26 protein-coding genes and 4 tRNA genes are annotated in these 24316 nt (G+C 58.4%); 17 read left to right on the top strand and 13 right to left on the bottom strand.

What is annotated here, in order from left to right:
* Window positions 1-39 precede the first annotated feature (39 nt).
* The 4 genes from OKC42_RS10695 to OKC42_RS10680 all read left to right on the top strand — a co-directional run bounded on the left by OKC42_RS10695 (window position 40) and on the right by OKC42_RS10680 (window position 2423).
* The gene (locus tag OKC42_RS10695) at window positions 40-1254 is read left to right on the top strand and encodes a UPF0149 family protein (RefSeq protein WP_199428270.1); all 1215 of its coding nucleotides are present in this window, start codon (window positions 40-42) and stop codon (window positions 1252-1254) included.
* A gap of 170 nt (window positions 1255-1424) precedes the next feature.
* Window positions 1425-1889 carry a MarR family winged helix-turn-helix transcriptional regulator gene (locus OKC42_RS10690; protein ID WP_005336856.1) on the top strand — a complete coding sequence of 155 codons (465 nt, stop codon included), beginning with the start codon at window positions 1425-1427 and terminating at the stop codon, window positions 1887-1889.
* Between the two features lie 2 nt (window positions 1890-1891).
* Window positions 1892-2080, top strand: a complete 189-nt coding sequence (locus tag OKC42_RS10685; RefSeq protein ID WP_128835647.1) for a DUF4250 domain-containing protein — start codon at window positions 1892-1894, stop codon at window positions 2078-2080.
* 163 nt (window positions 2081-2243) lie between these two features.
* A complete protein-coding gene (locus OKC42_RS10680; RefSeq protein WP_075115065.1) occupies window positions 2244-2423 on the top strand; it encodes a hypothetical protein in 180 nt (59 codons plus the stop codon).
* A gap of 184 nt (window positions 2424-2607) precedes the next feature.
* Here the strand turns inward: OKC42_RS10680 and OKC42_RS10675 are convergent, their stop codons facing one another.
* A complete protein-coding gene (locus OKC42_RS10675) occupies window positions 2608-3195 on the bottom strand; it encodes an FMN-dependent NADH-azoreductase (RefSeq protein WP_005336864.1) in 588 nt (195 codons plus the stop codon).
* A 226-nt stretch (window positions 3196-3421) separates the two neighbouring features.
* On the opposite strand from OKC42_RS10675, the gene OKC42_RS10670 reads away from it, so the two are divergent.
* From OKC42_RS10670 to OKC42_RS10655, 4 genes are all read left to right on the top strand, one after another.
* Window positions 3422-4312, top strand: coding sequence for a DMT family transporter (locus OKC42_RS10670; protein ID WP_199428269.1), 891 nt, complete (start codon window positions 3422-3424; stop codon window positions 4310-4312).
* Window positions 4313-4397: 85 nt separating this feature from the next.
* Window positions 4398-5576 carry a formate-dependent phosphoribosylglycinamide formyltransferase gene (gene purT, locus OKC42_RS10665; protein WP_199428268.1) on the top strand — a complete coding sequence of 393 codons (1179 nt, stop codon included), beginning with the start codon at window positions 4398-4400 and terminating at the stop codon, window positions 5574-5576.
* A gap of 126 nt (window positions 5577-5702) precedes the next feature.
* Window positions 5703-6362 (top strand): hexitol phosphatase HxpB, encoded by a 660-nt coding sequence (gene hxpB / locus OKC42_RS10660; protein WP_159143786.1) that lies wholly within the window; start codon window positions 5703-5705, stop codon window positions 6360-6362.
* 273 nt (window positions 6363-6635) lie between these two features.
* Window positions 6636-6839: a CPXCG motif-containing cysteine-rich protein gene (locus OKC42_RS10655; RefSeq protein WP_005336871.1), complete on the top strand. Its 204-nt coding sequence runs from the start codon at window positions 6636-6638 to the stop codon at window positions 6837-6839.
* Between the two features lie 174 nt (window positions 6840-7013).
* Here the strand turns inward: OKC42_RS10655 and OKC42_RS10650 are convergent, their stop codons facing one another.
* Window positions 7014-7631: a riboflavin synthase subunit alpha gene (locus OKC42_RS10650; RefSeq protein WP_199428267.1), complete on the bottom strand. Its 618-nt coding sequence runs from the start codon at window positions 7629-7631 to the stop codon at window positions 7014-7016.
* A gap of 133 nt (window positions 7632-7764) precedes the next feature.
* Between OKC42_RS10650 and OKC42_RS10645 the strand changes: the two genes are divergently transcribed.
* The 5 genes from OKC42_RS10645 (at window position 7765) to OKC42_RS10625 (ending at window position 9922) form a co-directional block, all read left to right on the top strand.
* Window positions 7765-7971, top strand: a complete 207-nt coding sequence (locus tag OKC42_RS10645) for a YaeP family protein (RefSeq protein WP_113739999.1) — start codon at window positions 7765-7767, stop codon at window positions 7969-7971.
* Between the two features lie 150 nt (window positions 7972-8121).
* The gene (locus OKC42_RS10640; RefSeq protein ID WP_167572675.1) at window positions 8122-9501 is read left to right on the top strand and encodes an MATE family efflux transporter; all 1380 of its coding nucleotides are present in this window, start codon (window positions 8122-8124) and stop codon (window positions 9499-9501) included.
* Window positions 9502-9660: 159 nt separating this feature from the next.
* A tRNA-Val gene (locus OKC42_RS10635) sits at window positions 9661-9737 on the top strand.
* A gap of 13 nt (window positions 9738-9750) precedes the next feature.
* Window positions 9751-9827, top strand: a tRNA-Val gene (locus OKC42_RS10630).
* 18 nt (window positions 9828-9845) lie between these two features.
* Window positions 9846-9922, top strand: a tRNA-Val gene (locus tag OKC42_RS10625).
* A gap of 169 nt (window positions 9923-10091) precedes the next feature.
* Here the strand turns inward: OKC42_RS10625 and OKC42_RS10620 are convergent.
* The 6 genes from OKC42_RS10620 to fadR all read right to left on the bottom strand — a co-directional run bounded on the left by OKC42_RS10620 (window position 10092) and on the right by fadR (window position 15703).
* Entirely contained in the window at window positions 10092-11927 is a 1836-nt protein-coding gene (locus tag OKC42_RS10620; RefSeq protein WP_199428266.1) for a sigma 54-interacting transcriptional regulator, read from the bottom strand.
* A 283-nt stretch (window positions 11928-12210) separates the two neighbouring features.
* Window positions 12211-12675: a hypothetical protein gene (locus tag OKC42_RS10615; protein WP_076491525.1), complete on the bottom strand. Its 465-nt coding sequence runs from the start codon at window positions 12673-12675 to the stop codon at window positions 12211-12213.
* A 265-nt stretch (window positions 12676-12940) separates the two neighbouring features.
* The gene (locus OKC42_RS10610) at window positions 12941-13825 is read right to left on the bottom strand and encodes an AEC family transporter (RefSeq protein WP_199428265.1); all 885 of its coding nucleotides are present in this window, start codon (window positions 13823-13825) and stop codon (window positions 12941-12943) included.
* 12 nt (window positions 13826-13837) lie between these two features.
* Window positions 13838-14395, bottom strand: coding sequence for a YaeQ family protein (locus OKC42_RS10605; protein ID WP_005336887.1), 558 nt, complete (start codon window positions 14393-14395; stop codon window positions 13838-13840).
* A 188-nt stretch (window positions 14396-14583) separates the two neighbouring features.
* A complete protein-coding gene (locus OKC42_RS10600; protein WP_005345965.1) occupies window positions 14584-14724 on the bottom strand; it encodes a TIGR02808 family protein in 141 nt (46 codons plus the stop codon).
* Between the two features lie 265 nt (window positions 14725-14989).
* On the bottom strand, window positions 14990-15703 hold the full coding sequence (gene fadR, locus OKC42_RS10595; protein WP_026034983.1) for a fatty acid metabolism transcriptional regulator FadR: 714 nt from the start codon (window positions 15701-15703) through the stop codon (window positions 14990-14992).
* A gap of 333 nt (window positions 15704-16036) precedes the next feature.
* Here fadR and nhaB point away from each other — a divergent pair, with 333 nt between their 5' ends.
* The gene (gene nhaB / locus OKC42_RS10590) at window positions 16037-17617 is read left to right on the top strand and encodes a Na(+)/H(+) antiporter NhaB (protein ID WP_199428264.1); all 1581 of its coding nucleotides are present in this window, start codon (window positions 16037-16039) and stop codon (window positions 17615-17617) included.
* 98 nt (window positions 17618-17715) lie between these two features.
* On the top strand, window positions 17716-18237 hold the full coding sequence (gene dsbB, locus OKC42_RS10585; protein ID WP_005336895.1) for a disulfide bond formation protein DsbB: 522 nt from the start codon (window positions 17716-17718) through the stop codon (window positions 18235-18237).
* A 78-nt stretch (window positions 18238-18315) separates the two neighbouring features.
* Here the strand turns inward: dsbB and OKC42_RS10580 are convergent, their stop codons facing one another.
* From OKC42_RS10580 to uvrB, 3 genes are all read right to left on the bottom strand, one after another.
* Window positions 18316-18963: a DedA family protein gene (locus tag OKC42_RS10580; RefSeq protein ID WP_199428263.1), complete on the bottom strand. Its 648-nt coding sequence runs from the start codon at window positions 18961-18963 to the stop codon at window positions 18316-18318.
* A gap of 178 nt (window positions 18964-19141) precedes the next feature.
* A complete protein-coding gene (locus OKC42_RS10575) occupies window positions 19142-19399 on the bottom strand; it encodes a YkvA family protein (protein ID WP_005336897.1) in 258 nt (85 codons plus the stop codon).
* A complete protein-coding gene (gene uvrB / locus OKC42_RS10570) occupies window positions 19396-21408 on the bottom strand; it encodes an excinuclease ABC subunit UvrB (RefSeq protein WP_201943660.1) in 2013 nt (670 codons plus the stop codon). The genes OKC42_RS10575 and uvrB overlap by 4 nt, the downstream gene beginning before the upstream one ends.
* Before the next feature lie 133 nt (window positions 21409-21541).
* On the opposite strand from uvrB, the gene OKC42_RS10565 reads away from it, so the two are divergent.
* Window positions 21542-21617: transfer RNA gene (locus tag OKC42_RS10565), tRNA-Asn, on the top strand.
* 54 nt (window positions 21618-21671) lie between these two features.
* On the opposite strand, the gene OKC42_RS10560 is transcribed toward OKC42_RS10565, so the two are convergent.
* A complete protein-coding gene (locus OKC42_RS10560; protein ID WP_162493200.1) occupies window positions 21672-21854 on the bottom strand; it encodes a hypothetical protein in 183 nt (60 codons plus the stop codon).
* A 234-nt stretch (window positions 21855-22088) separates the two neighbouring features.
* On the bottom strand, window positions 22089-22253 hold the full coding sequence (locus OKC42_RS10555; protein ID WP_155737312.1) for a hypothetical protein: 165 nt from the start codon (window positions 22251-22253) through the stop codon (window positions 22089-22091).
* Between the two features lie 137 nt (window positions 22254-22390).
* On the opposite strand from OKC42_RS10555, the gene OKC42_RS10550 reads away from it, so the two are divergent.
* The gene (locus tag OKC42_RS10550) at window positions 22391-24076 is read left to right on the top strand and encodes an aspartate:alanine antiporter (RefSeq protein ID WP_005336899.1); all 1686 of its coding nucleotides are present in this window, start codon (window positions 22391-22393) and stop codon (window positions 24074-24076) included.
* The last annotated feature ends 240 nt before the right edge of the window (window positions 24077-24316 follow it).

Below are 24316 nucleotides of genomic sequence, written 5' to 3'. Positions count from 1 at the left end.
GGTAGACTTCGCGGCTGTTCAAATCCAGAGGAACTGTCGATGAACCCATCCACTCGTACCCGCCATCTTAATCAATGGATCCAGAGCCACAGCGATCAGGACATGACCTACCCGGCCCTGCACGGTTTTCTCTGTGCTCGTCTGGTGGGGCCGGAAAGCCCTGACTGGCAACGCCCGCTGGCTGGTCTGCTGGAACAGGATGCCGAGTTGGATGAAAAAAGCGCAGAAGCCCTCAACCACCTGATCGCCGAGCTGGAATCCCAAGCCGACGACGCTCAGCTGGCCCTGCCCAGCCAGTGCCGCCTGCCCAGCGATAACCCCGAGCAGGTGTTCGAACAGAGCCACCCCCTCGGTCAATGGTGTTATGGCTTCAGCATGGGTTTTGCCACCTGGCCCAAGCCGAAGGATTTGAACGACCCAACCACCCAGTACCGCTTCAGTCTGGCCGCCGAGCTGAGCCTGTTTCGCGACAAGCAGATGGCCCAGATGCTCTATAGCGCCGCCGCCAGTGAACTCCCCTTTGTCGAGTTCTGCAAACGCCAGCGCCAGAACATGAAAACCGCCCTCAACCAGCTGCTCAACCTCGACCAGTATCAGGCCGCCCCCAGCGCTGATGTGGCCCTCAATGGCGAGCAGGCCCAACAGTGGCAGACCTGGTTCGAGCGGGCCGACAGCTGCCGCGATCATCAGGCCCGCCTCGGCTGGTTCGAGAAGATCATCGCTGATGCCACTCCGCTCTTTGACGACGCCTTCTGGCAGCAAATCGCCGGTCACGGCTGGAGTGCCCCCGAGCTGCGTCCTCTGCTGGCCGCCAGAGCCGGCCGCGCCGACTGCCTGCTGCGCCTTGGCAAACTGGGCGAGGCCAAAGCGGAGTATCTGGCGCTGCTTACAATCTGCATGGCCGATGAGCTGGGTTGCCGCTACAACCTCTCCACCCTCTATGCACTGCAAGGGGATTGGCAGGCGTTGGCCGCCCTGCTGGTGCGCTTCGATGAAGCCTCCAGCTGGTTGCTCTATAACAAGGCGCTGATGGTCTTTGCTACCGAGGGTGCCGAGGCAGCCAAGCCCCATCTGCTGGTCGCCATCGAGGCCAACCCGCACATTCCGGCCTGCCTGCTGGGTCAGCGCAAGCTGCCCAAACAGGAGCCACAAAGCTGGCAAGCGGGCAGCCGCGACGAGGCCGCGCTCTACGCCATCCACACACGCGAGGCCTGGCTCAAGCAAAACGCCCTCATCTGGTTGCGTAAAGGCTGAACAGCGTTGGCTTAAAATCCCGTCGGTCAGACCCGGTTTTTCCTTGAGGGCGTGCGCCACCGCACATTTCATCGCAACCGGGTCAGACAAATCAGCTTGAGTTTCGTATCATCAATGTCAAAGTATCAAAAGAAACTGCATCTGATGCAGCCGTCACAGCAGGGTGTAATATGTCAAAAATCATAGCGTTACTCGCTCACTACCCGCCCTATCAGTTGGTACATGCCGCCGAGATGCTACGGGATACCTTCGAACAGTTTTATGAACAGCGCTACCAGCTGACCGTGCCGCAGTGGCGCCTGATGATGGTGCTCGGCCCCAATTACCCCATCAGCCAGAAAGAGCTGGTCGAGGCGAGCGGCATGGACAAGGTGCGCATCTCCCGCGAGATCCGCCGTCTGGTCGAAAAAGGGATCATCTTTACCGAGAGCAGCGAGCAGGATAAACGCATCAGCCTGGTCTCCCTCACCAATGCCGGGCTCGCCCTCTTCCTGCAACTCAAGAGCGAAGCGGGCAGCTGGCAACATACCCTGACCGACTATCTGCCAAGCGAATCCCGCGAGGCGATCCGTCAGCATCTGCACAGCGTCAGCGCCGCCATCGAGCAGCTGCAATCACTGGATCGGGAGAAATAATCATGGATTTGAAAAAGTTCGCCACCATGGACATCAACATGCTGCTGAGCGTCGTCAATATGCAGCTGCGTGATCACTATGACGATCTGGATGATCTCTGCAAAGCGCAGGATATCGATCAGGCTGCACTGGAAGCGCGGCTCGCCAGCGGCGATTTTCACTACCAGCCAGCGCAGAAACAGTTCAGATAAAGAGAGCTAGCGGGATCGGGATCACAGCGCCAGTGATGGCGCTGGCTCTGCGGTAAAAACCTGATATGGTCTGAAGAGCCCCAACAGGGTGATGCACGGATACATCACCCTGTCACAAGAGGGCATTAAAATCGTTTCAGGTGAGCAAACCAAGGATGACCCCATGATATTGATGACCCGACAGAGCCTGTTGATCACGCTCTGTACCCTGTTGATGATCAGCCTCTTCACGCCCCACATGCCGCAAAGTACCGAACAGTGGCTGACCACCCTCTTGCTTGGCCTGCTGGTCGCGGTGGCATTGCTGCTGGTGCGTGGTTGTCGCCGCTTTATGATGGAGTAGTGACTCTGTCAGAACGTCTATACCGACCACTTGCCGCGATACTCTCTGTAGCAGCAACGTCTGTCGCAATCATATCTAACCAAAAAACAAACGCAGCCTGATGGCTGCGTTCTTGTATCTCGCAGGGCAACCCCTTGAAGAGATAACCCCTGACGGGATAGAGAGCCCTTATAGAAGAGAGCCCTTAGATAGCCAGAGCCTCAAGCTGCGCTTTGGCCGCTTCCATCCCCTTGCTCTGGGCATCCGGGCCCATACCCATCCCCTCGGCGTAGATGAAATCCACCTCTTTGATACCGATGAAACCGAGCACGGTACGCATGTAGGGAGTGACCAGATCGGTGGCGCTGCCGACGTGCATGCCGCCGCGGGGGCTGATCACCAGCGCACGAGTATTTTCAACCATACCCACCGGACCGGTCTCGGTGTAGCGGAAGGTGACGCCAGCGCGAGCCACCAGATCGATCCAGTTTTTCAGCTGGGTCGGGATGTTGAAGTTGTACATGGGGGCCGCAATCACCACCAAGTCGCTCGCCTTGAGTTCGGCGATCAGCTCGTCAGACTGGGCGATCACCGCCAGTTGACGTTCATTGAGATTGTCACCACCGCGCAGGCCGGAGGCCAGCTCGCCATCCAGCACCGGCAGGTTGAGGGCTGCCAGATCACGCACGGTGACGACATCATCCTGATGGTCAGCCAGGAAGCCGTCGATCAGGGCGTTGGATTGGGAATATTGACCCAGGATGCTGGATTTGAGTACGAGAATATTGGCCATGGTGAAACTCCATTTGGTTGTCGGTTGAACAGCGTTGCTGTCGATGGAGGTCACTCTAAACATTGTGCTTATTTGCTGATAGCGAAAATAGATGCTCAACTTGTTCAAATTTTTTGATGCAAGGCCACTTCCTCGCCAGCCAACCCTGCGGCCGCGCTTCAACCCTTGGCAGAACAAACGATTGCCGTTATGATCCGCCGCACTTTTTTCCAGCGACCCGGATCCCATGATACCCTCGCGCAGGCACTCTCCTTTGGCCGGTGCAGTCTGGATGATGGTGGCAGGACTCTGCTTCGCCGCCGTCAACAGCCTGAGCCAGTATGTCAGCTTCAAGCTTGGCCTCCCATCGACCCAGGTCGCTTTCCATCAATACCTGATCGCCCTGATCTGCCTGCTGCCCTGGCTGGTTCGTCATGGCTTGCGCCAATCCCTGATGACCAATCAGTTCCGGCTGCACCTGTTGCGCGTATTGCTGGCGGTAGTCGGCATCCAACTCTGGCTCTGGGCACTGGCGTACCCCGTCCCCATCTGGCAGGGGATCGCCCTGCTGATGACCTCACCGCTGTTTGCCACCCTGGGCTCCGCCCTGCTGCTCAAGGAGCAGGTGAGCCGCACCCGCATTCTGGCCACCCTGGCGGGCTTTGCCGGCGCCATGCTGATCCTCGCCCCCTGGACTGACGAATTCAACTGGGCCTCCCTGCTGCCGGTGGCGGCGGCGCTGTTCTGGGCAGGTTACTCCCTGATGGTGCGCTATCAGGCAGCCAACGAATCATCCCACACCATTGTGGTCTACCTGCTTATTTTCAGTACCCCGTTCAACGTCATGCTGGCACTGCCGGAGTGGCAGTGGCCGAGCGAGAGCCAATGGCTGCTGGTAGCCGCTTCCGGCGTGCTGACGGCACTGGCCCAGATGTCCATTGCTCGCGCTTACAGCGTGGCAGAGGCCTCCTTCGTGCAGCCTTTCGATTTTGCCAAGCTGCCGATGAACGTGCTGGCGGGCTGGCTGGTGTTTGGCTGGGCGCCCCCCGGCCGTCTGTGGCTTGGCGCCGCCATCATCATTGGCGCCATTACCTTGCTGACCCATCTGGAGCAGCGCGCTCACAAACCCGTTTCCTGAGGTACGCCATGCGTGCCTCTTTTTTTGTCCGCTATTTGTGTAATAGCGATCATCAATAATGACCATCGACATCAGGAGAGATCGTATGTTTGGAACCGCAACCCGCCCCGGCGCCACCCGTGCCCTGCTGCTGGGCTCCGGCGAACTTGGCAAGGAGGTCGCCATCGAGTTGCAACGCTTCGGGATCGAAGTGATCGCCGCCGACCGCTACCCCAATGCCCCCGCCATGCAGGTGGCGCACGCTGCCCACGTGCTGGACATGCTCGATGGCAACGCCCTGCGTGCCCTGGTTGCCGAGATCAAACCCGACCTCATCATCCCCGAGATCGAGGCCATCGCCACCGATACCCTGGCTGCCCTTGAGCAAGAAGGGGTCAAGGTAGTGCCCAACGCCCGCGCTACCCAGCTCACCATGAACCGGGAAGGGATCCGCCGCCTCGCCGCCGAGACGCTGGGTCTGCCCACCTCCCCCTACCGCTTTGCCCAGAGCAAGGAGGAGTTTGTCGCCGCAGTTGAAGCCATCGGCCTGCCCTGCGTGGTGAAACCTGTGATGAGTTCGTCCGGCAAGGGACAGAGCGTGCTGCGCGATCTCGCCAAGCTGGATGAGAGCTGGACCTACGCCCAGGAGGGTGGCCGCGCCGGTCGTGGCAAGGTGATCGTCGAGGGCTTCGTTCCCTTCGAGTACGAAATCACCCTGCTTACGGTACGCGCCGTCGATGGCATTCACTTCTGCGATCCTATCGGCCACCGGCAGGAAGATGGCGACTACCGCGAATCCTGGCAGCCGCAGGTGATGAGCGAGCTGGCGCTGGCCCGCTCCAAAGAGGTAGCGGCCAAGGTGGTCGAGGCCCTCGGTGGTTACGGCCTGTTCGGAGTCGAGCTCTTTATAAAAGGCGATGAAGTGTGGTTCAGCGAAGTCTCGCCGCGTCCCCACGATACCGGCATGGTGACCCTGATCTCGCAAGACCTCTCCGAGTTCGCCCTGCATGTGCGCGCCATTCTGGGGCTGCCGGTCGGCACCATCACCCAGTACGGGCCGAGCGCCTCCGCCGTGGTACTGCGCGAAGGGCACAGCCAGAATATCTGCTATCAGGGGATTGGTGAGGCGCTTGCCAAGGTGCCGGGCGCCCAGCTGCGACTGTTTGGCAAGCCGGAGATCGCCGGTCGCCGCCGTCTTGGCGTGGCGCTGGCCCGCGCAGCGGATTGCCAGGATGCGGTGGAAAAAGCCAAAGCCGTGGCCGCCAAGGTCGAAGTACTGTTCTAAGGGCTTTTTTGCCACAGCAAAACAAACGTTTGCTGATGTGATCGGGCGCAAGGGGCATGGCAATGCCCCTTTTGCATTTCCCCGTCAGGCTTATAATCCCCTCTTCAAATTTGTCAGGAGTACAAGATGTTAGCTGCCGTGATCTTCGATATGGATGGTGTTCTGATCGACTCGGAACCCTTTTGGCAACGGGCCCAAATCGCCGTTTTCTCCGAACTGGGTCACCCCCACACCGTCGAGGATTGTGAGTCGACCATCGGCGTGCGCATCGATCAGCTGGTTGCCCACTGGTATCGCCTGCGCCCGTGGAGCGGCCCGAGCCAGGAAGAGGTGGTACAGCGCATTCTGGATCGGGTCAACGCCCTGATCCTCTCCGAAGGTCAGGCCAAAGCCGGTGTGCTGGAGGCGCTCGACCTTATCGAAGCCCGCGGCCTGAAAGTGGGTCTGGCCACCTCTTCCCCCTTTGCGATGGTAGAAGCGGTGCTCGGCAAACTCGGCATTCGCGACCGCTTTATGGCGGTGCACTCCGCAGAGGTGGAGCGTTTCGGCAAACCGCACCCGGATGTCTATATCCACGCCGCCGAGAAACTGGGGGTAGAGCCGGTTCATTGTCTGGCCATCGAAGACAGCTTTACCGGCCTGCTGGCGGCCAAGGCGGCCTCCATGACCGCGCTGATCGTGCCGGATCCCGCTTTAGTGGGTGATCCACGTTTGGCCATCGCCAACTACCAGCTCGGCTCGCTGGCCGAGCTGAATGCCGACATGTTGGCCAGCTGGGTCAAGTAGCGCCTATCGGCGCCTTGCTGCGCTCGCGTTCTCATATCCGCAGGGGGCTCCAGCCCCCTGTTATTACCAGACAAAACCGTTGGTAATTCCCCTCTTTTCACCCGTCATTCACAACCAGATTGTTCCTTTCGCACACGACCACTCCAGCCGGTTTCACCTTGCCATCCCTCAGGCTTGATCTCTGTCATAAACGTGCGTTTGCTCGCGGTTAACCCCCTGCAGCCCGACTAGAATCAGGGTAGATAGGCGGCCCCAGGGCCCGAGGAGGTTATCATGATCGAGTACACCAGCAAGCGCATCGTCTGCCCTCACTGTGGCCACCATACCCGGGTCGAGCTGGATGCCAGCCAGGGTGATCAGGAGTTTTACGAAGATTGCATGGCCTGTTGCAATCCGATCCACCTGCGGCTTCACCGCGACGAAGCCCGCGACTGCTTGCAGCTGTTTGTGGATGCGGATGACGAGCAACTGTTTTGATTGCGAGTCACAAAAGGCCGAGCAGCTGTTTTGCCTGCAAGTCGCAAAGAGCTGAGCAGATGTTGTGACTGCGAGCCATAGAAAGTTGAGTGGATATTTTCACCATGTAAATAACAAGGGCCTGCACACTGCAGGCCCTTGCTTATGAGGCGATTGAAACCGAGCCGTTTCCTTTCAGTGACCCCCGCGCGCCGCCAGTACCCGCTCCACCGTATCGACGATGGCCTGGGTCTGGGGATCGATCTCGATATTGGTCGGCCAGCCGGCGCGCACCCAACCCAGGTTGGTGCGGGCCAGGGTCTCGGGGATCAGATGAACGCAAAACTCCCGCTCGCGCACCTCACCTATGGTCAGACTGATGCCGTCGATGCCGATGTACCCCTTGGTCAGCACATATTTCATCAGCTCGGGAGCGAGGCGATACCACACCTGACGGTTGTTAGGTGTATCGATCACCGAGGTGACCTCTGCCATGCCGATGATATGGCCAGACATGGCATGACCGCCGATCTCGTCACCAAAGCGGGCAGCCCGCTCCACATTGACCTTGTCCCCCACCTTTAACAGGCCGAGGTTGGTGAGACGCAGGGTCTCCTGCATCAGATCGAAGCTGACCAGATCCCCCTCGACCCGGGTGACGGTCAAGCAGCAGCCGTTGTGGGCGACCGAGGCGCCGAGGACCAGCCCTTCTCCCCATGCCGGGCTTGGCATGCGGATCACATGGGTACGGAAGTTGGGTTGCTCCTCGATGGCCACCAGTTCGGCGGTCCCCTGCACTATGCCAGTGAACATCTCTCGTCTCCTGCTACGGCAAAAAGGGCAGGTTAACCTCGGGCAGAGGGTGAGACAAGGGTACAGGCTGACAAGCTTGCGCCCGATCGCTATAGTGACGCCGTTCACATCCGGGTAAACAAGGAAAAAAGAAATGCAGGTATATCAATGTTGTGAAGCGATCCGTATCGCCTATAACCAGATTGGATCCGGTGAGCAGGGCTATGTGCCGAAGGCCATCGCCGCCACCATCCGCGCCCTCAACGCGGTCGCCGCTGATGAGCGAGTACCCGCCGAACTGCGCGAACAAGCTGCCTATGCTGCCGCCAACCTGCTGATCAGCGATCACGAAGACGCCTGATCCTGCCCCTTGGGGTGGCAACTATTTCGTCCTGGCTGAATTTCAGGCTAGAATGCCTCCCCCACCCTTTGCACTTTCGTCCGAAAGTGCAAAGGCTCTTCCCGATTTCCGCTCTTTTTTTACTCTTATCTGATCCACTCGGAGGTGTCAGTGCAACGTTATTGGTCCGAGGCGAAGCAGCTCGTCCGTCTAGCCAGCCCCATACTGGTCGCCCAGGTCGCCCAGGTCGCCATGAACTTCGTCGATACCGTGATGGCGGGTCAGGTGAGTGCGGTCGATCTTGCCGCCGTGTCGGTGGCCTCCAGCTTCTGGCTACCGGTGATCCTGCTGGTGCAGGGGATCATCATGGCGCTCACCCCCATCGTCTCCCAGCTCAATGGCGCCCGTAAACGGGAGGCAATTCGCCCGGCCGTCCATCAGGGCTTCTGGCTGGCACTGATCGTCACCCCGCTGGCGATGATTGCGCTCTATTACAGCCCGCTGGCGCTGCAGTTCATGGATGTGGAGCCGGTGATGGCGGCCAAAACCACCGGCTACCTGCACGCCATCCTGTGGGGTCTGCCCGCCTTCGTGATGTTCCAGGTGCTGCGCAACTTCAGTGAGGGTCTCTCCCACACCATGCCCACCATGGTAATCGGCTTTGTCGGGCTGGCGGTCAATATCCCCGCCAACTACATCTTCATTCACGGTCACTTCGGCATGCCAAAGCTCGGCGGTGTCGGCTGTGGCGTGGCTACCGCCATCGTGCTGTGGGCCATGCTGCTGGCGATGATCCTCTACGTGAAGCTCTCCTCTCATTTCAAGGAGATCAACCTCTTCTCCCGACTCGCACGCCCCAACGGCAGCCGGATCTGGCGCCTGTTCCGCTTGGGCTTCCCCATCGCCATGGCCATCTTCTGCGAGGTGACCCTGTTTACCGTGGTGGCCCTGATGCTGGCCCCCTTCGGCGCCGAGACGGTGGCGAGCCACCAGATTGCGCTGAACTTCTCCAGCCTGGTCTTTATGCTGCCCCTCTCCATCGGGGTGGGTGTGACCATCCGGGTCGGTCACAGCATCGGTGAAGGGCAGCCCCATCATGCCCGGGTGGCTGCTCGCACCGGCTTGATGCTGGGGATGGCCATCGCCGCTGCCACTGCAGCCATGACGGTACTGCTGCGCGAGCAGATCGCCTCCATCTATACCGATGATCAGCAGGTGATCGTCCTGGCGGCCATTTTGCTGTTCTTCGCCGCCATCTATCAGATCTCCGACTCGGTGCAGGTGGTCGCGGCCGCCGCACTACGCGGTTACAAGGATACCCAGGCGATCTTCTACGTCACCATCGTCGCCTACTGGGGACTGGGGCTGCCCACCGGCATGATCCTGGGTCTGACCGACTGGCTGGTGCCGCGGATGGGGCCGCAGGGTTTCTGGATCGGCTTTATCGTCGGCCTCACCAGCGCGGCCCTGATGCTGGGGGCGAGATTGCGCTACATCTATGGCCGTTTTGCCACTCCGGAAGCCTGCACTACCCTGTCGCGATCTCAGTAACAGGGCTTGGCGAGCGACAACTCGCCTGCAAAATCAACAGGCTGCGCAAGAACTGGGCAAACAGTCTCCTTTGTGCATATGGCCTGTTGACAGCCTTGGGGGGCATGGGTAGTATGCCGACCACGTCAGCAGCGCTGGCGTAGTGAAGTAAGAGAAAGTGGGTTTATAGCTCAGTTGGTTAGAGCACTACCTTGACATGGTAGGGGTCGTTGGTTCGAATCCAATTAAACCCACCACTTTTTCTGTGATGCGTCCTTAGCTCAGCTGGTTAGAGCACCACCTTGACATGGTGGGGGTCGGTGGTTCGAATCCACTAGGACGCACCATTACAGAATACTGATTATGCGTCCTTAGCTCAGCTGGTTAGAGCATCACCTTGACATGGTGGGGGTCGGTGGTTCGAATCCACTAGGACGCACCAGATTAAAAAAGCCCGCTCATCGAGCGGGCTTTTTGCATTCTGCCATGCAGCCACTCCCCTGCCCCGCCAATCCGTTCAGCACTGTTCGGCAATGGCGCAAAGCCTTGTTCCCATAAAAAACCCGTGTCATCCGATAAACGACACGGGCCGGATAGATGCCGCCAGATCTTCAGCTCTGCACGGCAATCTCGTACTTCTTTATTTTGCGATAGAGGGTGGCAATCCCAATCCCCAGCGCCTGTGCGGCCAGTTTCTTGTTGCCGAGCCGCTGCAGGGTCTCTTCTATCATCTGTTTCTCCATGCTCTCAAGGCCGCTCTCACCCGGAACGGGTTCAGGCAGCTTCTCCGCCGTGGTGGCAAGCGGCGCTGTGGCAGGGACATTGAACGCCGCATCCAGGTTGGTCACCGGGATCGACTGGGCGGTGACACGATGGGGCTCCTGATTGCGGATGATATTGGGGGGCAGCAGGCTGGCATCGATCACCTCGCCCGCCTGACTGACGTTGACCAGATATTCGATGAGGTTGCTGAGCTCGCGCACGTTGCCCGGCCAGCGATACCCCTTGAGCAGCGCCATCACCTCGGGTGCCAGACCGGGATAGACGATGCCGATCCGGCTGGTGTGCAGGTTGAGGAAGTAGTGGGTCAGCAGCTCCACGTCCCCTTCCCGCTCCCGCAGCGGCGGCAGGTTGAGGGGGATGACGTTGATGCGGTAGTAGAGATCTTCACGAAACTTCCCTTCGGCGATGTATTGATCGAGATGCTGGTGAGTGGCGGCGATGATGCGGATATCCACCGGCACCGGCCGGCTGGCCCCGATGGGGGTCACCTCCCGCAGCTCCAGCACCCGCAGCAGCTTGGCCTGCATGGTGAGTGGCATGTCGCCAATCTCGTCGAGGAACAGGGTGCCCTGATGGGCCGCCTGAATAAGGCCCTGCTTGCCGCCGCTGGAGGCGCCAGTAAAGGAGCCCTTCACATAGCCAAACAGCTCGCTCTCCAGCAGTTGTTCGGGAATAGCGGCACAGTTGATGGCGATGAACGGCTTGTCCTGCCGCGGACTCAGGCGATGGACGGCGCGGGCCACCACCTCTTTACCGGTGCCGCTTTCGCCGCAAATCAGCACGCTGGAGGGGCTCTGGGCGATGCGGTGCAGTAGCCGCTTGAGGGTGCGCATCGGCTTGCTCTCGCCGATCAGCTGATCGATCCGCACATCCGGATCCGGCTCCTGAACCTGGCCGGAGTGGGACTGGTGAAACGCCATCAGAAAGAGCTGCTGGCCCTGCACATGGTGCAATTGACCGATGATCAGCTCCTGACGACCTTCAAAGGTGATGATGTGCTGGAGATGACCACTCAGCCCCTGCTGGGAGAAGGTGAGCGGGCGGATCCCCACTTCGCGCCCCTGCAGTTGTTCCTGCTGGCAACCCAGATGATGGAGTGCCGCCTCGTTGGCGTAGAGCAGTTGACTCTTGTCATCGAGCAGCAGGCAACCCTGATCCATGTTGGTCATCAGATTGAGGAACACCTTGTTGACCCCGTCCGACAACCCGCGCGAATCGAGCAACTTGGCTACAAAGATGGTGGAGATATGGCGCACATAGTCACACACATCCTGCAGATTGTTGTTGAGGCGCGCCTGCTGCTCGTCGCTGAAGGCCACCAGACTGATCACCCCGATGCAGCGCTCGTCCACCATGATGGGCACCCCGAGGAAGGCGCGCTCACGGCAGCTCTCCTTGCAGGTACAACCGTCACAGACGGGATCATCGCTGGTGTGGGTAACGATCTTCTCCCGCTGATTATCAATCACATAACGCAGCAGGCGGGAATCCCCCTCCAGCTGACGTCCGAAGAACTTGCCATAGGGCCCGGTGCCAGCCACCCGAACCATATCGGCATCCACAATCTCGACCTCAAGCTGCAGCACACTGGCCAGCATCTTGGCAAAGCGCAAGATGGTCGGCTGGATCTGCATCAACAGACACTGGTTGCTCACGGATCTCATCCATCATTCCTTTTTGTTCTTGTTATCTTCCCCCTAAAGGGAGTCATGCTGGCCAGATACTAAGGGATATCAGGGGGAACTACTTCGGGGGGGATCACGAAAAGGGAAAATGATCCGCATCCTCCGCGACTTCAGAGGTACAGATAAAATTCAATAAAAACATAAAGATGAAAACACATGCAGCAAGATAAACCACTCGGGACAGCCAAGCCTGCAGATCTGCGGAATCCATCGACAAATCATGCTGAAGGTGGGGAAAACAGCCACTGAAATGGCATTTGGCTCACGCGCCACGTACCTGTTTCAAGACTTGACACTCATGGTCGAAATCCGCTTTATCTTGCGGCTGAATGTAACTTTGCCAGCGGGCAAACAGCTCGGCCGTCGGATAACGATGCAGACGAATACCGGTGCGATAGAGTTTGGGAAAGAGTGGGTCTGGCTGGGATCTCACGACCAGACCGCGCAGCTTCTCGCCAGAGGGAATGGCAATCACCAGCTCATCCCCCTCTTTCAACCGTATGGCCCCCAGAATACCGATGCCGCCGATGGCTATGTCGCGCACCACCACATAGGGTACCGGGTTGAGCAACTCCAGAAACCAGTTACGACGGCTGCATTCTGCCTTGTAACCACCCCCACTGAGGATAAAACGGCGGTGTCTGCGCCAGTCATAACCGGTAGGCAATGCCGGGTCATAGCGCGATTTTGCCTGCCCCACAGGATCAGATTGCTCACTTGTGCTCATCCGGTTTCCCTCACTGGCATTGGTTAAACAGTGTCAGTCAGCTCTTTTTCAACTATAGCTGTCGCCGTTAGCCCTGGGGCTCAGGGGCCGGATACGGGGACGACAGATGTATCACGGAGGCAATAATGGACAGAGATGGCATGGAAGAGCTTGCTGATCCTGATAGGCTAACTTTCCCCTGCAAGGATGAGATGCGAACGACTGTGACTCGGTTCGATCAAGCAATTGGCCAGTGAGTCGCACCGTCGCACCAATACAATCTGGCTTAGCCGGGCAGATGAAGTGCCAACCAGACCGCCAGCGGGATCACTAGCACAGAGAGGGCATTGCCGCCGAGCACGATACTGGCCACCTTGTCCGGCTGGCAGTGATACTGCTCGCAGAGCATGTAATTCAAGACCGCAGGGGGCAAGGAAACCGACAACATCAACAGCGGGATCCACTCCGTCTTGAGCGGCAACAGCCAGATCGCCAGCAGCAGCGCCAATCCCCCCGCCAGCAGATAGAGCAGGTTGCACTTGAGCGCGAGGCCAAGGTGATCAAGCTCCCCCTCCATCAGGCGAATGCCCAGCGCAAAGAGCATCAGGGGCACCGAGATCTGACCGAGCAGCGAGGCCGTGGTCACCACATATTCCGGCAGCGCAATGTGCAGGTTGGCCACCAGCAAACCGGCCAGCGCGGCCCAGAGCACCGGGCTGCGCAGCCACAGCCAGCGGGAGGTATTGGCCGAGAGGATAAACATGCCGACCGAGAAGTGCAGCAGATTGGAGAGCACAAAGAGGATCACGATGGCCCCCAGTTGCTGCTCGCCAAACGCTAGCAACATCAAGGGGATACCGAGATTGCCAGTATTTCGGAACATGGCGGGCAAGATCAGCGCTGCCCGCTCAATCCCTTTGAGTTTGAGCAGTGCGAGCAGCAGACCGGGTAAAAGAATAACCAGCGCCCCCGCCGCAATCAACGGCAGATGCTCCGCCAGTGCCAGCGGATACTTGACCAGCGCGGAGAAGACCAGCGCCGGGGTAAACAGCTCGATATTGGCTCGATTGACGTAACCGAGCGCAGCCCCCGGTCGCAATCGCCCGTAGAGGGCGCCGAGCCCGACCACACCGAACACCGGGATGACGATATTGAGCAAGGCGCTGAACATGGGCGGCGTCCGTTACAGTTCGCGGGCCGGTTTGCCCATCAGCACCACCGGATCCAGCGTCACTTCCAGTGCGCCGTTACTGACCCAGAGCTGACCATCGGAGATAGTGCAGGTGAGCTGCATGGTGCGCTCGACCATGGCGGTGAGCGGCAGAGTCTGGCTGTCGGAGAGTTCGATGATGCTGAGGTTGTCATGCTGGCTCAGCTTGCCCTGGTTCTGCTTCCACCAGACGCTGGTGCCACGACCGCCGTAGAGGTAGAGCACCACCTGACGGGCGCGGTTACAGGCCTTTTTCAGCCGTTTTTCATCGGGTTGGCCCAGCTCGATCCAGAGCTCTATTTCGTCCGAGTAGTTCTTGCACCAGAGCTCGGGTTCATCATCGGCGCTCAATCCCTTGGTGAACTCCAGTCGCTCGGCGGCGTGCCAGGCAAAGGCCGCCAGCCGGATCATCATCCGCTCATCGGTTTCGGAGGGGTGGCGCGCCAGCGTGAGGGAGAAGTCCTGATACAGATTGCGATCCATATCAGACAAACTGATCTGGGCCTTGAATACGGTTGCCTTGAGAGCCATAGAAAACCTTGAACACCTGATAAGAGAAGGGTGAGTGGGAAATACGGGCGCCAGTGTAATCAAAATCGGCGGCAGGTTCGACCATCCTGACCAAAGATTTCCCCTTCCCTGCCGGGATAAGTGCTTTAAAAGACACAAAAAACAAATGCCAGTCCGAAGACTGGCATTTGGCGGCATGGAGAAGCGACTCACTTCTCGGCGGACTGTACCCCGAACGCATTCAGCAGCATGCAACAGGTCACTGCCACCGCCACGAATCCGCTCAGAAAGATGAAGGGCATGGCCCCATATCCCAGTACTGTCCAGATGGTGTGTTCAAGAAGACTCATTGTTGTGTCCTTCATCCGGTGAAAGGTGTGTTCCTTCTGGCGGATATTGGCTCCGCTCTTGATGCCTCCATTTGACCTCAATCAGCGGTTGGGTCCTATGCCACCAAAGTGATAAATGCAGGGTTCATTTGCGCTGGATCAAGCTTTTTGGCCAAATATCCATGTAGTTCAAACAATTACCACCACCAGTCAAGGATAGACACAAACACGGCGGAATAAAAAAACGCGCCGAATGGCGCGTTTCTTGGACAGCACAGGCAAGGGATCAGTTGTCGCACAGATCGCTTGGCATGTCCTGACGCAGGCGTGTCCACAGCTTGCCGGACTCGATACCGTACTGACGCACCGTCATGAACACGGCTTCGTGGTTCTTGGTCTCCGCCAGATTGAGCAGGGTCTTGTAGTAGGCATCTGCGGTCTCGCGGGCCTGCTTGTCGGAGAAGTAGTAGCTGCCAACCCGGCTGTACAAACCTTTGAAACCGTTCAGGATCAAAGCGTAGATCGGATTGCCGGAAGCAAACGCCAGCTGGTGGTGCAGACGATAATCGAACTCGGCATAAGCCTGTGCGTTGTTCTCGACCCCATCGGCGCCACGCAGGATCTCGGCGGCCTGTTCCGGATTGTGACGGATCGCCCCGCGGATAAAGATGGTGCAGATGTGGGTACGGGCGGAGAGCAGCTGAGCTATCAGATCAGGTACCTTGTCCTGATCCAGACGAGCCAATGTCTCCAGAATATTGAGGCCGGAGGTTTCCCAGAAATTGTTCACCTTGGTCGGCTTGCCATGCTGTATGGTCAACCAGCCATCACGGGCCAGTCGCTGCAGCACTTCGCGCAAGGTCGTCCGCGTCACCCCGATCAACTCGGATAATTCACGCTCGGCGGGCAGAATAGATCCGGGAGGAAAGCGATTGTTCCAGATGGACTCGATGATGTATTCCTCGGCAAACCCAGCTGGGCTCTGCGCTTTTATAACCATGAATTGACTCTGTTGTAATGCGTAAAAAGGCTGACGAATGATATCAAAGCGATGATGGCTGGCAAGCATAAGGTCAGTCCTCTGCTCACATATGGCAAATATAGTGTTGGGAATATGTATCTAATCGCCACGAGGGAGCCAGCCAACCCCGACAAGGTGGTTATAAAACAGACAGATGGGCAGAGTTCCATCGGCTATCATTTATAATCGTCACGCTTTTTGATTAAAATCACGAGGAATCAGACAGATAAAGGCCAACATCCGGAGGCACAGGTCGAATCATCCTTGACTGCATAGAAGCAGATCCTAACAACAAAGTTGAGACCCATTATCATGCCAATAAGCCTAGGGCAGGCATTCGCCAAGAACTTCTTGGGCAATGCACCACAGTGGTATAAAAGCGCCATCTTGCTATTTCTGGTAATCAATCCGATTGCCTTCCACCTTGATCCTTTCATTGCGGGCTGGTTACTGGTCGTTGAGTTTATCTTCACCCTGGCCATGGCCCTCAAGTGCTACCCCCTGCAACCGGGTGGTCTGCTCGCGATCGAAGCCGTGTTGATCGGCATGACCTCCGCCGATCAGGTCAAGCACGAGCTGGTCGCCAATATCGAAGTGCTGCTGTTGCTGGTGTTCATGGTGGCAGGCATCTATTTCATGAAGCAGCTGCTACTCTATGTCTTCACCAAGCTGCTGATCGGCGTACGCTCCAAGATCCTGCTCTCCCTCTCCTTCTGTCTGGTCTCCGCCTTCCTGTCGGCTTTTCTCGATGCCCTGACCGTGATTGCCGTTGTGATCAGCGTCGCCACCGGCTTTTATGCCATTTATCACAAGGTCTCGTCCGGCAAGGAGTTTGGTCACAGCCATGACCATACCGATGATAAGGAAGTCGCCGAGCTCAATCGCCAGGATCTCGACGATTTTCGTGCCTTCCTGCGCAGCCTGATGATGCATGCCGCCATCGGTACCGCGCTGGGTGGTGTCTGCACTCTGGTGGGCGAGCCGCAAAACCTCATCATCGGCGAGCAAGCCAGCTGGAACTTCGCCGAATTTGCCATTCGCATGTCTCCCGTCACCATCCCCGTCTTTATCTGCGGTCTGCTGACCTGCGTGCTGGTGGAACAGTTCCGCTGGTTTGGCTATGGTGCCCGCCTGCCGGACACGGTGCGCGCCATCATGGAGGAGTACAACCGCTACGATGAAGCTAAACGCAGCCCGCAAGACAAGGCCAAGCTGATCGTTCAGGCGTTGATTGCGGTCTGGCTGATTGTCGGTCTGGCCATGCACCTGGCAGCCGTTGGCCTGATTGGTCTCTCAGTCATCGTGCTGGCCACCTCCCTGACCGGGATCACCGAGGAGCACTCGCTGGGTAAAGCCTTCCAGGAGGCACTCCCCTTCACCGCCCTGCTGGCAGTCTTCTTCAGCGTGGTCGCCGTCATCATCGATCAGCAGCTGTTCAAGCCGGTGATCCAGCTAGTATTGGCAGCCAAACCTGAGAACCAGCTGGCCCTCTTCTATCTGGCCAACGGGGTGCTCTCCATGGTCAGTGACAACGTCTTTGTCGGCACCGTCTACATCAATGAGGTGAAGACGGCCATGCTCAATGGTGCCATCGACCGCGCCCAGTTCGATCTGCTGGCGGTAGCCATCAACACAGGTACCAACCTGCCGTCGGTCGCCACCCCCAATGGTCAGGCCGCCTTCCTGTTTATGCTCACTTCGGCATTGGCGCCGCTGCTGCGTCTCTCCTATGGCCGCATGGTCTGGATGGCGCTGCCCTACACATTGGTGCTGGGGCTGATCGGCTTTTTCTCTGTCGAATTGCTGCTTGGTCCTGCCACCGAGTGGTTCTATCAGCATGGATGGCTGGTGATGGAGAGTGCGCTGCCAGCGGTACAGCCGGCGCTGCATTAATCCATTGAGATGGTTTCCGAGGGCCCTTTCAGGGCCCTTTTCTTTTCTGCCCCGCTCTGCTCTAATTCAGCCACTGTTTTTTCTGAGAGATCAATGAGATGATCGAGTTTCTCCGCCGTATTGCCGCCCATCGGCTGGCTTGGGGCCTGTTGGCAGCATCAGCCCTGTTCCTCGAGTTGTGTGCCCTCTTCTTCCAGCATGTACTGGGCCTCTCCCCGTGCGTGATGTGCGTTTACGAACGGTTGGCGACCCTGGGGGTGCTGGCCGCCGGTCTGCTCGGCATGGTGGCGCCGGATAAGTGGTATGTTCGCTGGAGTGCCATGTTGCTGTGGGGCTACAGTGCCTTCCGCGGCTTCCAGCTGGCCCTCAAGCATGTGGACTATCAGGTCAACCCCTCCCCGTTCAACGTCTGCAGCCCGTTTGCCGACTTCCCGAGCTGGGCTCCACTCGATCAGTGGCTCCCCTGGCTCTTTATGCCTGAAGGGGATTGTGCCCAGATCACCTGGCAGTTCTTCGGTTACTCCATGCCCCAGTGGCTGGTTGTCATCTTCGCCGCTTACCTGTTGGTCTTCACCGTGGTGGCCATCGGCAATCTGGTGAAAGGACGCTGCTGCAACTGAGTGTCATGCCCGCGTGAAGATAAAAAGGGGGAGCCATCATGGATCCCCCTTTCTCGTTCTGGCTGACCCTATTTCTGGTTACGCCTTGGCAGTACCCATCTTGGCCTTGACCGCGCCAATCACCATGGGCAACAGGGAGATACCAATGATGCCGAAGATCAGCAGGGTAAAGTTGTGACGCACCACCGGCAGATTGCCAAAGAAGTGGCCGGCATAGACAAAAGAGAGTACCCACAGCAGACCGCCAACCAGGTTGAACGCCAGGAAGCGCGGATAGGTCATGGCCCCCATCCCTGCCACGAACGGCGCAAAGGTACGCACGATAGGCAGGAAGCGGGTGATGATGATGGTCTTGCCACCATGCTTGGCATAGAAGGCGTGGGTCTTCTCCAGATAATCCCGGCGGAAGATTTTGGAGTCCGGGTTGCGGAACAGCTGCTCGCCGAAGAAGTGACCAATGGTGTAGTTGACCACGTTGCCCAGCACGGCAGCGATGATCAGCACGGCCGACAGGGTATGGACGTCCAGCACGCTGCCCACGGTGAGCGCACCGGCGGCAAACAGCAGGGAGTCACCCGGCAGGAACGGCGTCACTACCAACCCTGTTTCACAGAAGATGATCAGAAACAGGATGGCGTAAACCCAGACGCCATAGTTCTCAAACAGCTCTTTCAAATGCACGTCAACGTGCAGGATAAAGTCGATTGCAAAGAGGATCAGATCCATTTTTCCATACCCATAAAGTGAACGGCGTGGAGTCTACGCCAATGCCATCCGGGCGACAATCACCGAGGCAGCCTCTTTTTCATCCCGAAGCGCCCACCTTCAAATGAAACCGTTTTTCCGCTTCCTTCGAGGGTGGGGGCACAAAGAGTGATGTCGAGCGTGGTGTTGAAAAGGTGAACTAGGAGGCCTGTTCTAGATCGCTGCGCACTGCGGAGGGCAAACAACGCTCCCAACCCCATAGCAACACCAGCAGCAGGGTCACATCATCGAACCAACCCAGCAAGGGCACCACGTCGGGGATAAGATCCACCGGACTGATGCCATAGAGCAGGATAAGGATCACCAGGCCCCTCGCCCACCAGGGGGTACCAGGATGGCGAAAACCATGATAGAGACGACGAAGTCGTTGCCAAATCAGCCAGCGTTTGCGGCTCATGACTCGATCAACTCGCTGCGCAACTGCTGGATCTGATCCCGCAGTGCTGCCGCCTGTTCGAACTCCAGATCCCGGGCATGCTGGAACATCTGCTCCTCCATCCGCTTGATCTCTTTGGCAATCTCGCTGGCAGAGCGGACATGGTATTCCCCTTGCGGCTCGGCTGCCTTGCGCATCCCCTTGCCTGGTTTACCTGCCGTGCGGCTGCCCCCCATGTCCATCACATCGCCAATGGATTTGTTGAGCCCTTTGGGGGTGATCCCATGCTTGAGGTTATGGGCATGCTGCAAGGCGCGGCGCCGCTCGGTCTCCTCAATGGCTACCTTCATCGAGTTGGTGATGGTATCGCCGTAGAGAATGACCTTGCCGTTGAGGTTACGCGCCGCCCGGCCGATGGTCTGGATCAGCGAGCGGGTGGAGCGCAGGAAGCCCTCTTTATCCGCATCCAGAATCGCCACCAGCGACACTTCCGGCATGTCGAGACCTTCCCGCAGCAGGTTGATGCCCACCAGCACATCGAACTTGCCAAGGCGCAGATCGCGAATGATCTCCACCCGTTCGACCGTATCGATATCGGAGTGGAGATAGCGCACCTTGACGTCGTGCTCCGCCAGATACTCGGTCAAGTCTTCCGCCATCCGCTTGGTCAGGGTTGTGACCAGCACCCGCTCCTCCACCGCGACCCGCTTGCGGATCTCGGAGAGGAGATCATCCACCTGCGTGGTCACCGGACGCACCTCGATCTCCGGATCGAGCAGGCCGGTAGGGCGCACCACCTGCTGCACCACATCGCCGCCGGACTTCTCCAGCTCGTAGGGGCCCGGAGTCGCCGAGACAAACACCGTCTGCGGCATCAGCGCTTCAAATTCGTCGAACTTGAGTGGCCGGTTGTCCAGCGCCGAGGGGAGCCGGAAGCCGTACTCCACCAGGGTCTCCTTGCGGGAGCGGTCCCCTTTGAACATGGCGCCAATCTGCGGCACCGTGACGTGGGACTCGTCGATGATGAGCAGGCCATCCCCCGGCAGGTAGTCAAACAGGGTGGGCGGCGGCTCCCCCGGCGCACGGCCGGAGAGGTAGCGGCTGTAGTTCTCTATGCCGGAGCAGTAACCCAGCTCCTGCATCATCTCCATGTCAAACTGGGTACGCTGGCTGATGCGCTGCTCCTCCACCAACTTGTTGAGGGACAACAGCTGCTCGCGACGGCTGCGCAGCTCCTCCTTGATATGCTCGATGGCCCCCAGAATGGTCTCGCGCGGGGTGGCGTAGTGGGTCTTGGGGTAAATGGTGTAGCGCACTACCGTCTGCTCGATAGCGCCGGTCAGAGGATCGAACTGGGATAGGCGCTCCACCTCTTCATCAAACAGCTCTACCCGCAGGGCCAGCTTGTCCGATTCGGCAGGGTAGATGTCGATCACTTCACCGCGCACCCGGAAAGTACCGCGTTGAAACGCCATGTCGTTACGGGTGTAGTGCAGCTCGGCGAGACGGCGCAGGATATCCCGCTGGTTGATCACATCCCCCACTTTGAGATGCAGCATCATGCTCAGATAAGCTTGGGGATCCCCCAGACCATAGATGGCCGACACCGAGGCGACGATCACCACGTCGCGCCGCTCCAGCAGCGCCTTGGTGGCCGACAATCGCATCTGCTCAATGTGATCGTTGATGGAGGCATCCTTCTCTATAAAGGTGTCGGTGGTCGGCACATAGGCTTCGGGCTGGTAGTAGTCGTAGTAGGAGACGAAATACTCTACAGCGTTGTCGGGGAAGAACTCCTTCATCTCGCCATAGAGCTGGGCGGCCAGGGTCTTGTTAGGGGCCAAGATCATGGTCGGGCGGTTCAGGGTGGCGATGACGTTGGCCATGGTGAAGGTCTTGCCCGAACCGGTCACCCCGAGCAGGGTCTGGTGGGCCAGCCCCGACTCGATGCCATCCAGCAGTTGGGCAATCGCCGTGGGCTGATCCCCGGCGGGTTGAAACTGGCTGGCTAACTTGAACAATTTGCTCATGAACACTCCCGACACAAAACAGCAGGAGAGCAGTGTAACCGAGGGTTTGGCAGCGGTACACCCGTGCCATCATCCCGCGAATGGCTTGACCACCTCGGACACCTTCTGTATGATGCCCCTCCTTGCCTGATGTTCCCCCGTAGTTCAGTCGGTAGAACGGCGGACTGTTAATCCGTATGTCACTGGTTCAAGTCCAGTCGGGGGAGCCAATTCCTCACCATCTCGGTGCAAGTTATCCACTTTAGTGCCCTCTCCTGCCAATTTTAATGCACAAGATCCTTCTTGCTGCTGACGCTCCCTTTTGTTACCCGTTCCGGCACGACAGAGTTTTCTCCTGTCGCATCTAACCATTTGATTTTTATACAAACATTTTTCTTCCGGTATTTTTTGAACAGCCCTTGCATCCCAGTACTGGCGCGGCTTTCAGGGCAATGAACAAGTTTCATGAACAGGGTTATCCACAGATTCTGTGGGTAAGTGCAGCAAGCCCTGTCAGGACGCGGGATTGCCCTTGATGGCCCCCGGCGAAGAGTCATTTTGCTGGCCAACCTGATTTTATGCTGTTTTTTAGCCCCCTCAGGAACAGCGGGGTGACAGGCTCTATTGGCACTTTTCAGAAGCATCTTTTTGCCAACCCATGCCCCGTGGGCGAACGGGCAAATATCAAGCTGATTTGCCCCTCAGCCAACCATGGTGGCCATCGGTTGAATCTGCTGAAACTGATCCCCGCCAAGCGGCTGGACAGCAGAATCTAAAAAATCGGCCTGCGCCAGAGCACTTCGGTCGCGGGCAGCAGATTTCACTAATTGACAACGACGGTTACAGCAAAAATTGCCAGATTTCATCCGCTTGTCTCCCTATCACGCCGCCGGCTCCACAAATAGCGTCCGATAACGTCCGATTAATCGCTCCCTTGCGCTTCTTTATTGGGGATAGATCCGGCACAATATCGACCCCACTTTTTTCCTCGGTTTTTCCGGGCATGACCATAGATTTCGTGACACTGCTACATCAAAGCGACTCCCTGCTGCTGTTCGTGGTATTGGCCTTCGGCCTGCTGCTTGGCAAGGTGCGAATTGGCAACTTTCAGATTGGCAACACCATAGGTGTGCTGTTTACCGCCCTGCTGTTCGGCCAGATGGGCTTCGAATTTGCAGCCACCACTGAAAACGTCGGCTTTATGCTGTTCATCTTCTGTGTGGGGATCGAGGCGGGCCCTCATTTCTTCAGCGTCTTCCTGCGCGACGGCATCCACTACATCACCCTGACCCTGGTGATCTTGCTGACCGCCCTGCTGCTGACGGTGGGGCTGGCCAAGTTCTTCAATCTGGGGCCGGGCATGGCGGCGGGGATCCTGGCGGGTTCCCTCACCTCGACCCCCGCGCTGGTAGGTGCCCAGGATGCCTTGCGCAGCGGTCTGCTCAACCTGCCCCATCAGACCGATATGCAGGCGGTGCTCGACAACATGGGCATCGGCTACGCCCTGACCTATCTGGTGGGTCTGGTGGGCCTGATGCTGGTGGTGCGCTATCTCCCCTCGCTGGCACGCCTCGACCTCAATACCGAGGCGCAAAAAATCGCCCGTGAGCGGGGTCTCTCCGACAGCGAGAGTCGCAAGACCTATCTGCCCATCATCCGCGCCTATCGGGTGGGCCCCGAACTGGCAGCCTGGATCGGTGGCCGTACCCTGCGGGAGACCGGCATCTATCCCCATACCGGCTGCTATGTAGAGCGGATCCGCCGCAACGGCATTCTGGCCAGTCCCGATGGCGATGCCGTTATTCAGGAAGGGGATGAGATCGCTCTGGTGGGCTATCCCGAGAGCCACGAGAAGCTGGACGTCAACTACCGCAACGGTAAAGAGGTGTTCGACCGCAACCTGCTCGACCTGCAGATCGTCACCGAAGAGATAGTGGTAAAGAATGACTCGGTGGTCGGCCGCCATCTGGTGGAGCTCAACCTCACCGAGAAAGGGTGCTTCCTCAACCGGGTGGTACGCTCCCAAATCGAGATGCCGTTCGATCGCAACATCATGTTGCAAAAGGGCGACGTGCTGCAGATCAGTGGCGAGAAACAGCGGGTCAAACTGCTGGCCAACAAGATCGGCTTTATCAGCATCCACAGCCAGACCACGGATCTGGTGGCCTTCACCACCTTCTTCGTACTCGGCCTGCTGATCGGCTCCGTTTCGCTGGTGTTCGGTCAGATCGAATTCGGTCTCGGCAACGCCGTCGGCCTGCTGCTGGCAGGCATTCTGATGGGTTACCTGCGGGCCAACCACCCGACGGTCGGCTATGTGCCGCCCGGCGCGCTCAGATTGGCCAAGGATCTCGGTCTGGCGGTCTTTATGGTGAGTACGGGTCTGAAAGCCGGTGGCGGCATCCTCGACCACCTCAGCGAGGTGGGTACGGTAGTGCTCTTCTCCGGCATGCTGGTGACCACCTTGCCGGTGCTGGTAGGCTATCTGTTCGGGGTCTGGGTGCTCAAGATGAACCCGGCGCTGCTGCTCGGTGCCATCACAGGTGCCCGTACCTGTGCCCCGGCGATGGATGTGGTCAACGAGGCAGCCAACAGCTCCATTCCGGCACTCGGCTATGCCGGTACCTATGCGGTGGCCAACGTGATGCTGACCCTTGCGGGCTCCTTTATCATCGGCTTCTGGTTCTAGCCAGCAGCTATCACATTACCGCTAACAAAGAAGGGAGCCTCAGGCTCCCTTCTTGCTATCTGCCTTTCTCCCAAGTGCGGAGCAGGCTCATTGGTGTGGCCCCCCCATCTGCGCTGAAATCTGCCACCAACCCACTCCCCCTATTCCACAGTGGTCGATGCTCTGCTCTGCTCTGCTCTGCTCTGCTCTGCTCTGCTCTGCTCTGCTCTGCTCTGCTCTGCTCTGCTCTGCTCTGCTCTG

Origin of the sequence: Aeromonas sp. Y311-2 (assembly GCF_027706025.1) — a bacterium.
Taxonomy (GTDB): Bacteria; Pseudomonadota; Gammaproteobacteria; order Enterobacterales; family Aeromonadaceae; genus Aeromonas; species Aeromonas veronii.
This window is presented reverse-complemented; position numbering and strand designations above follow the sequence as displayed.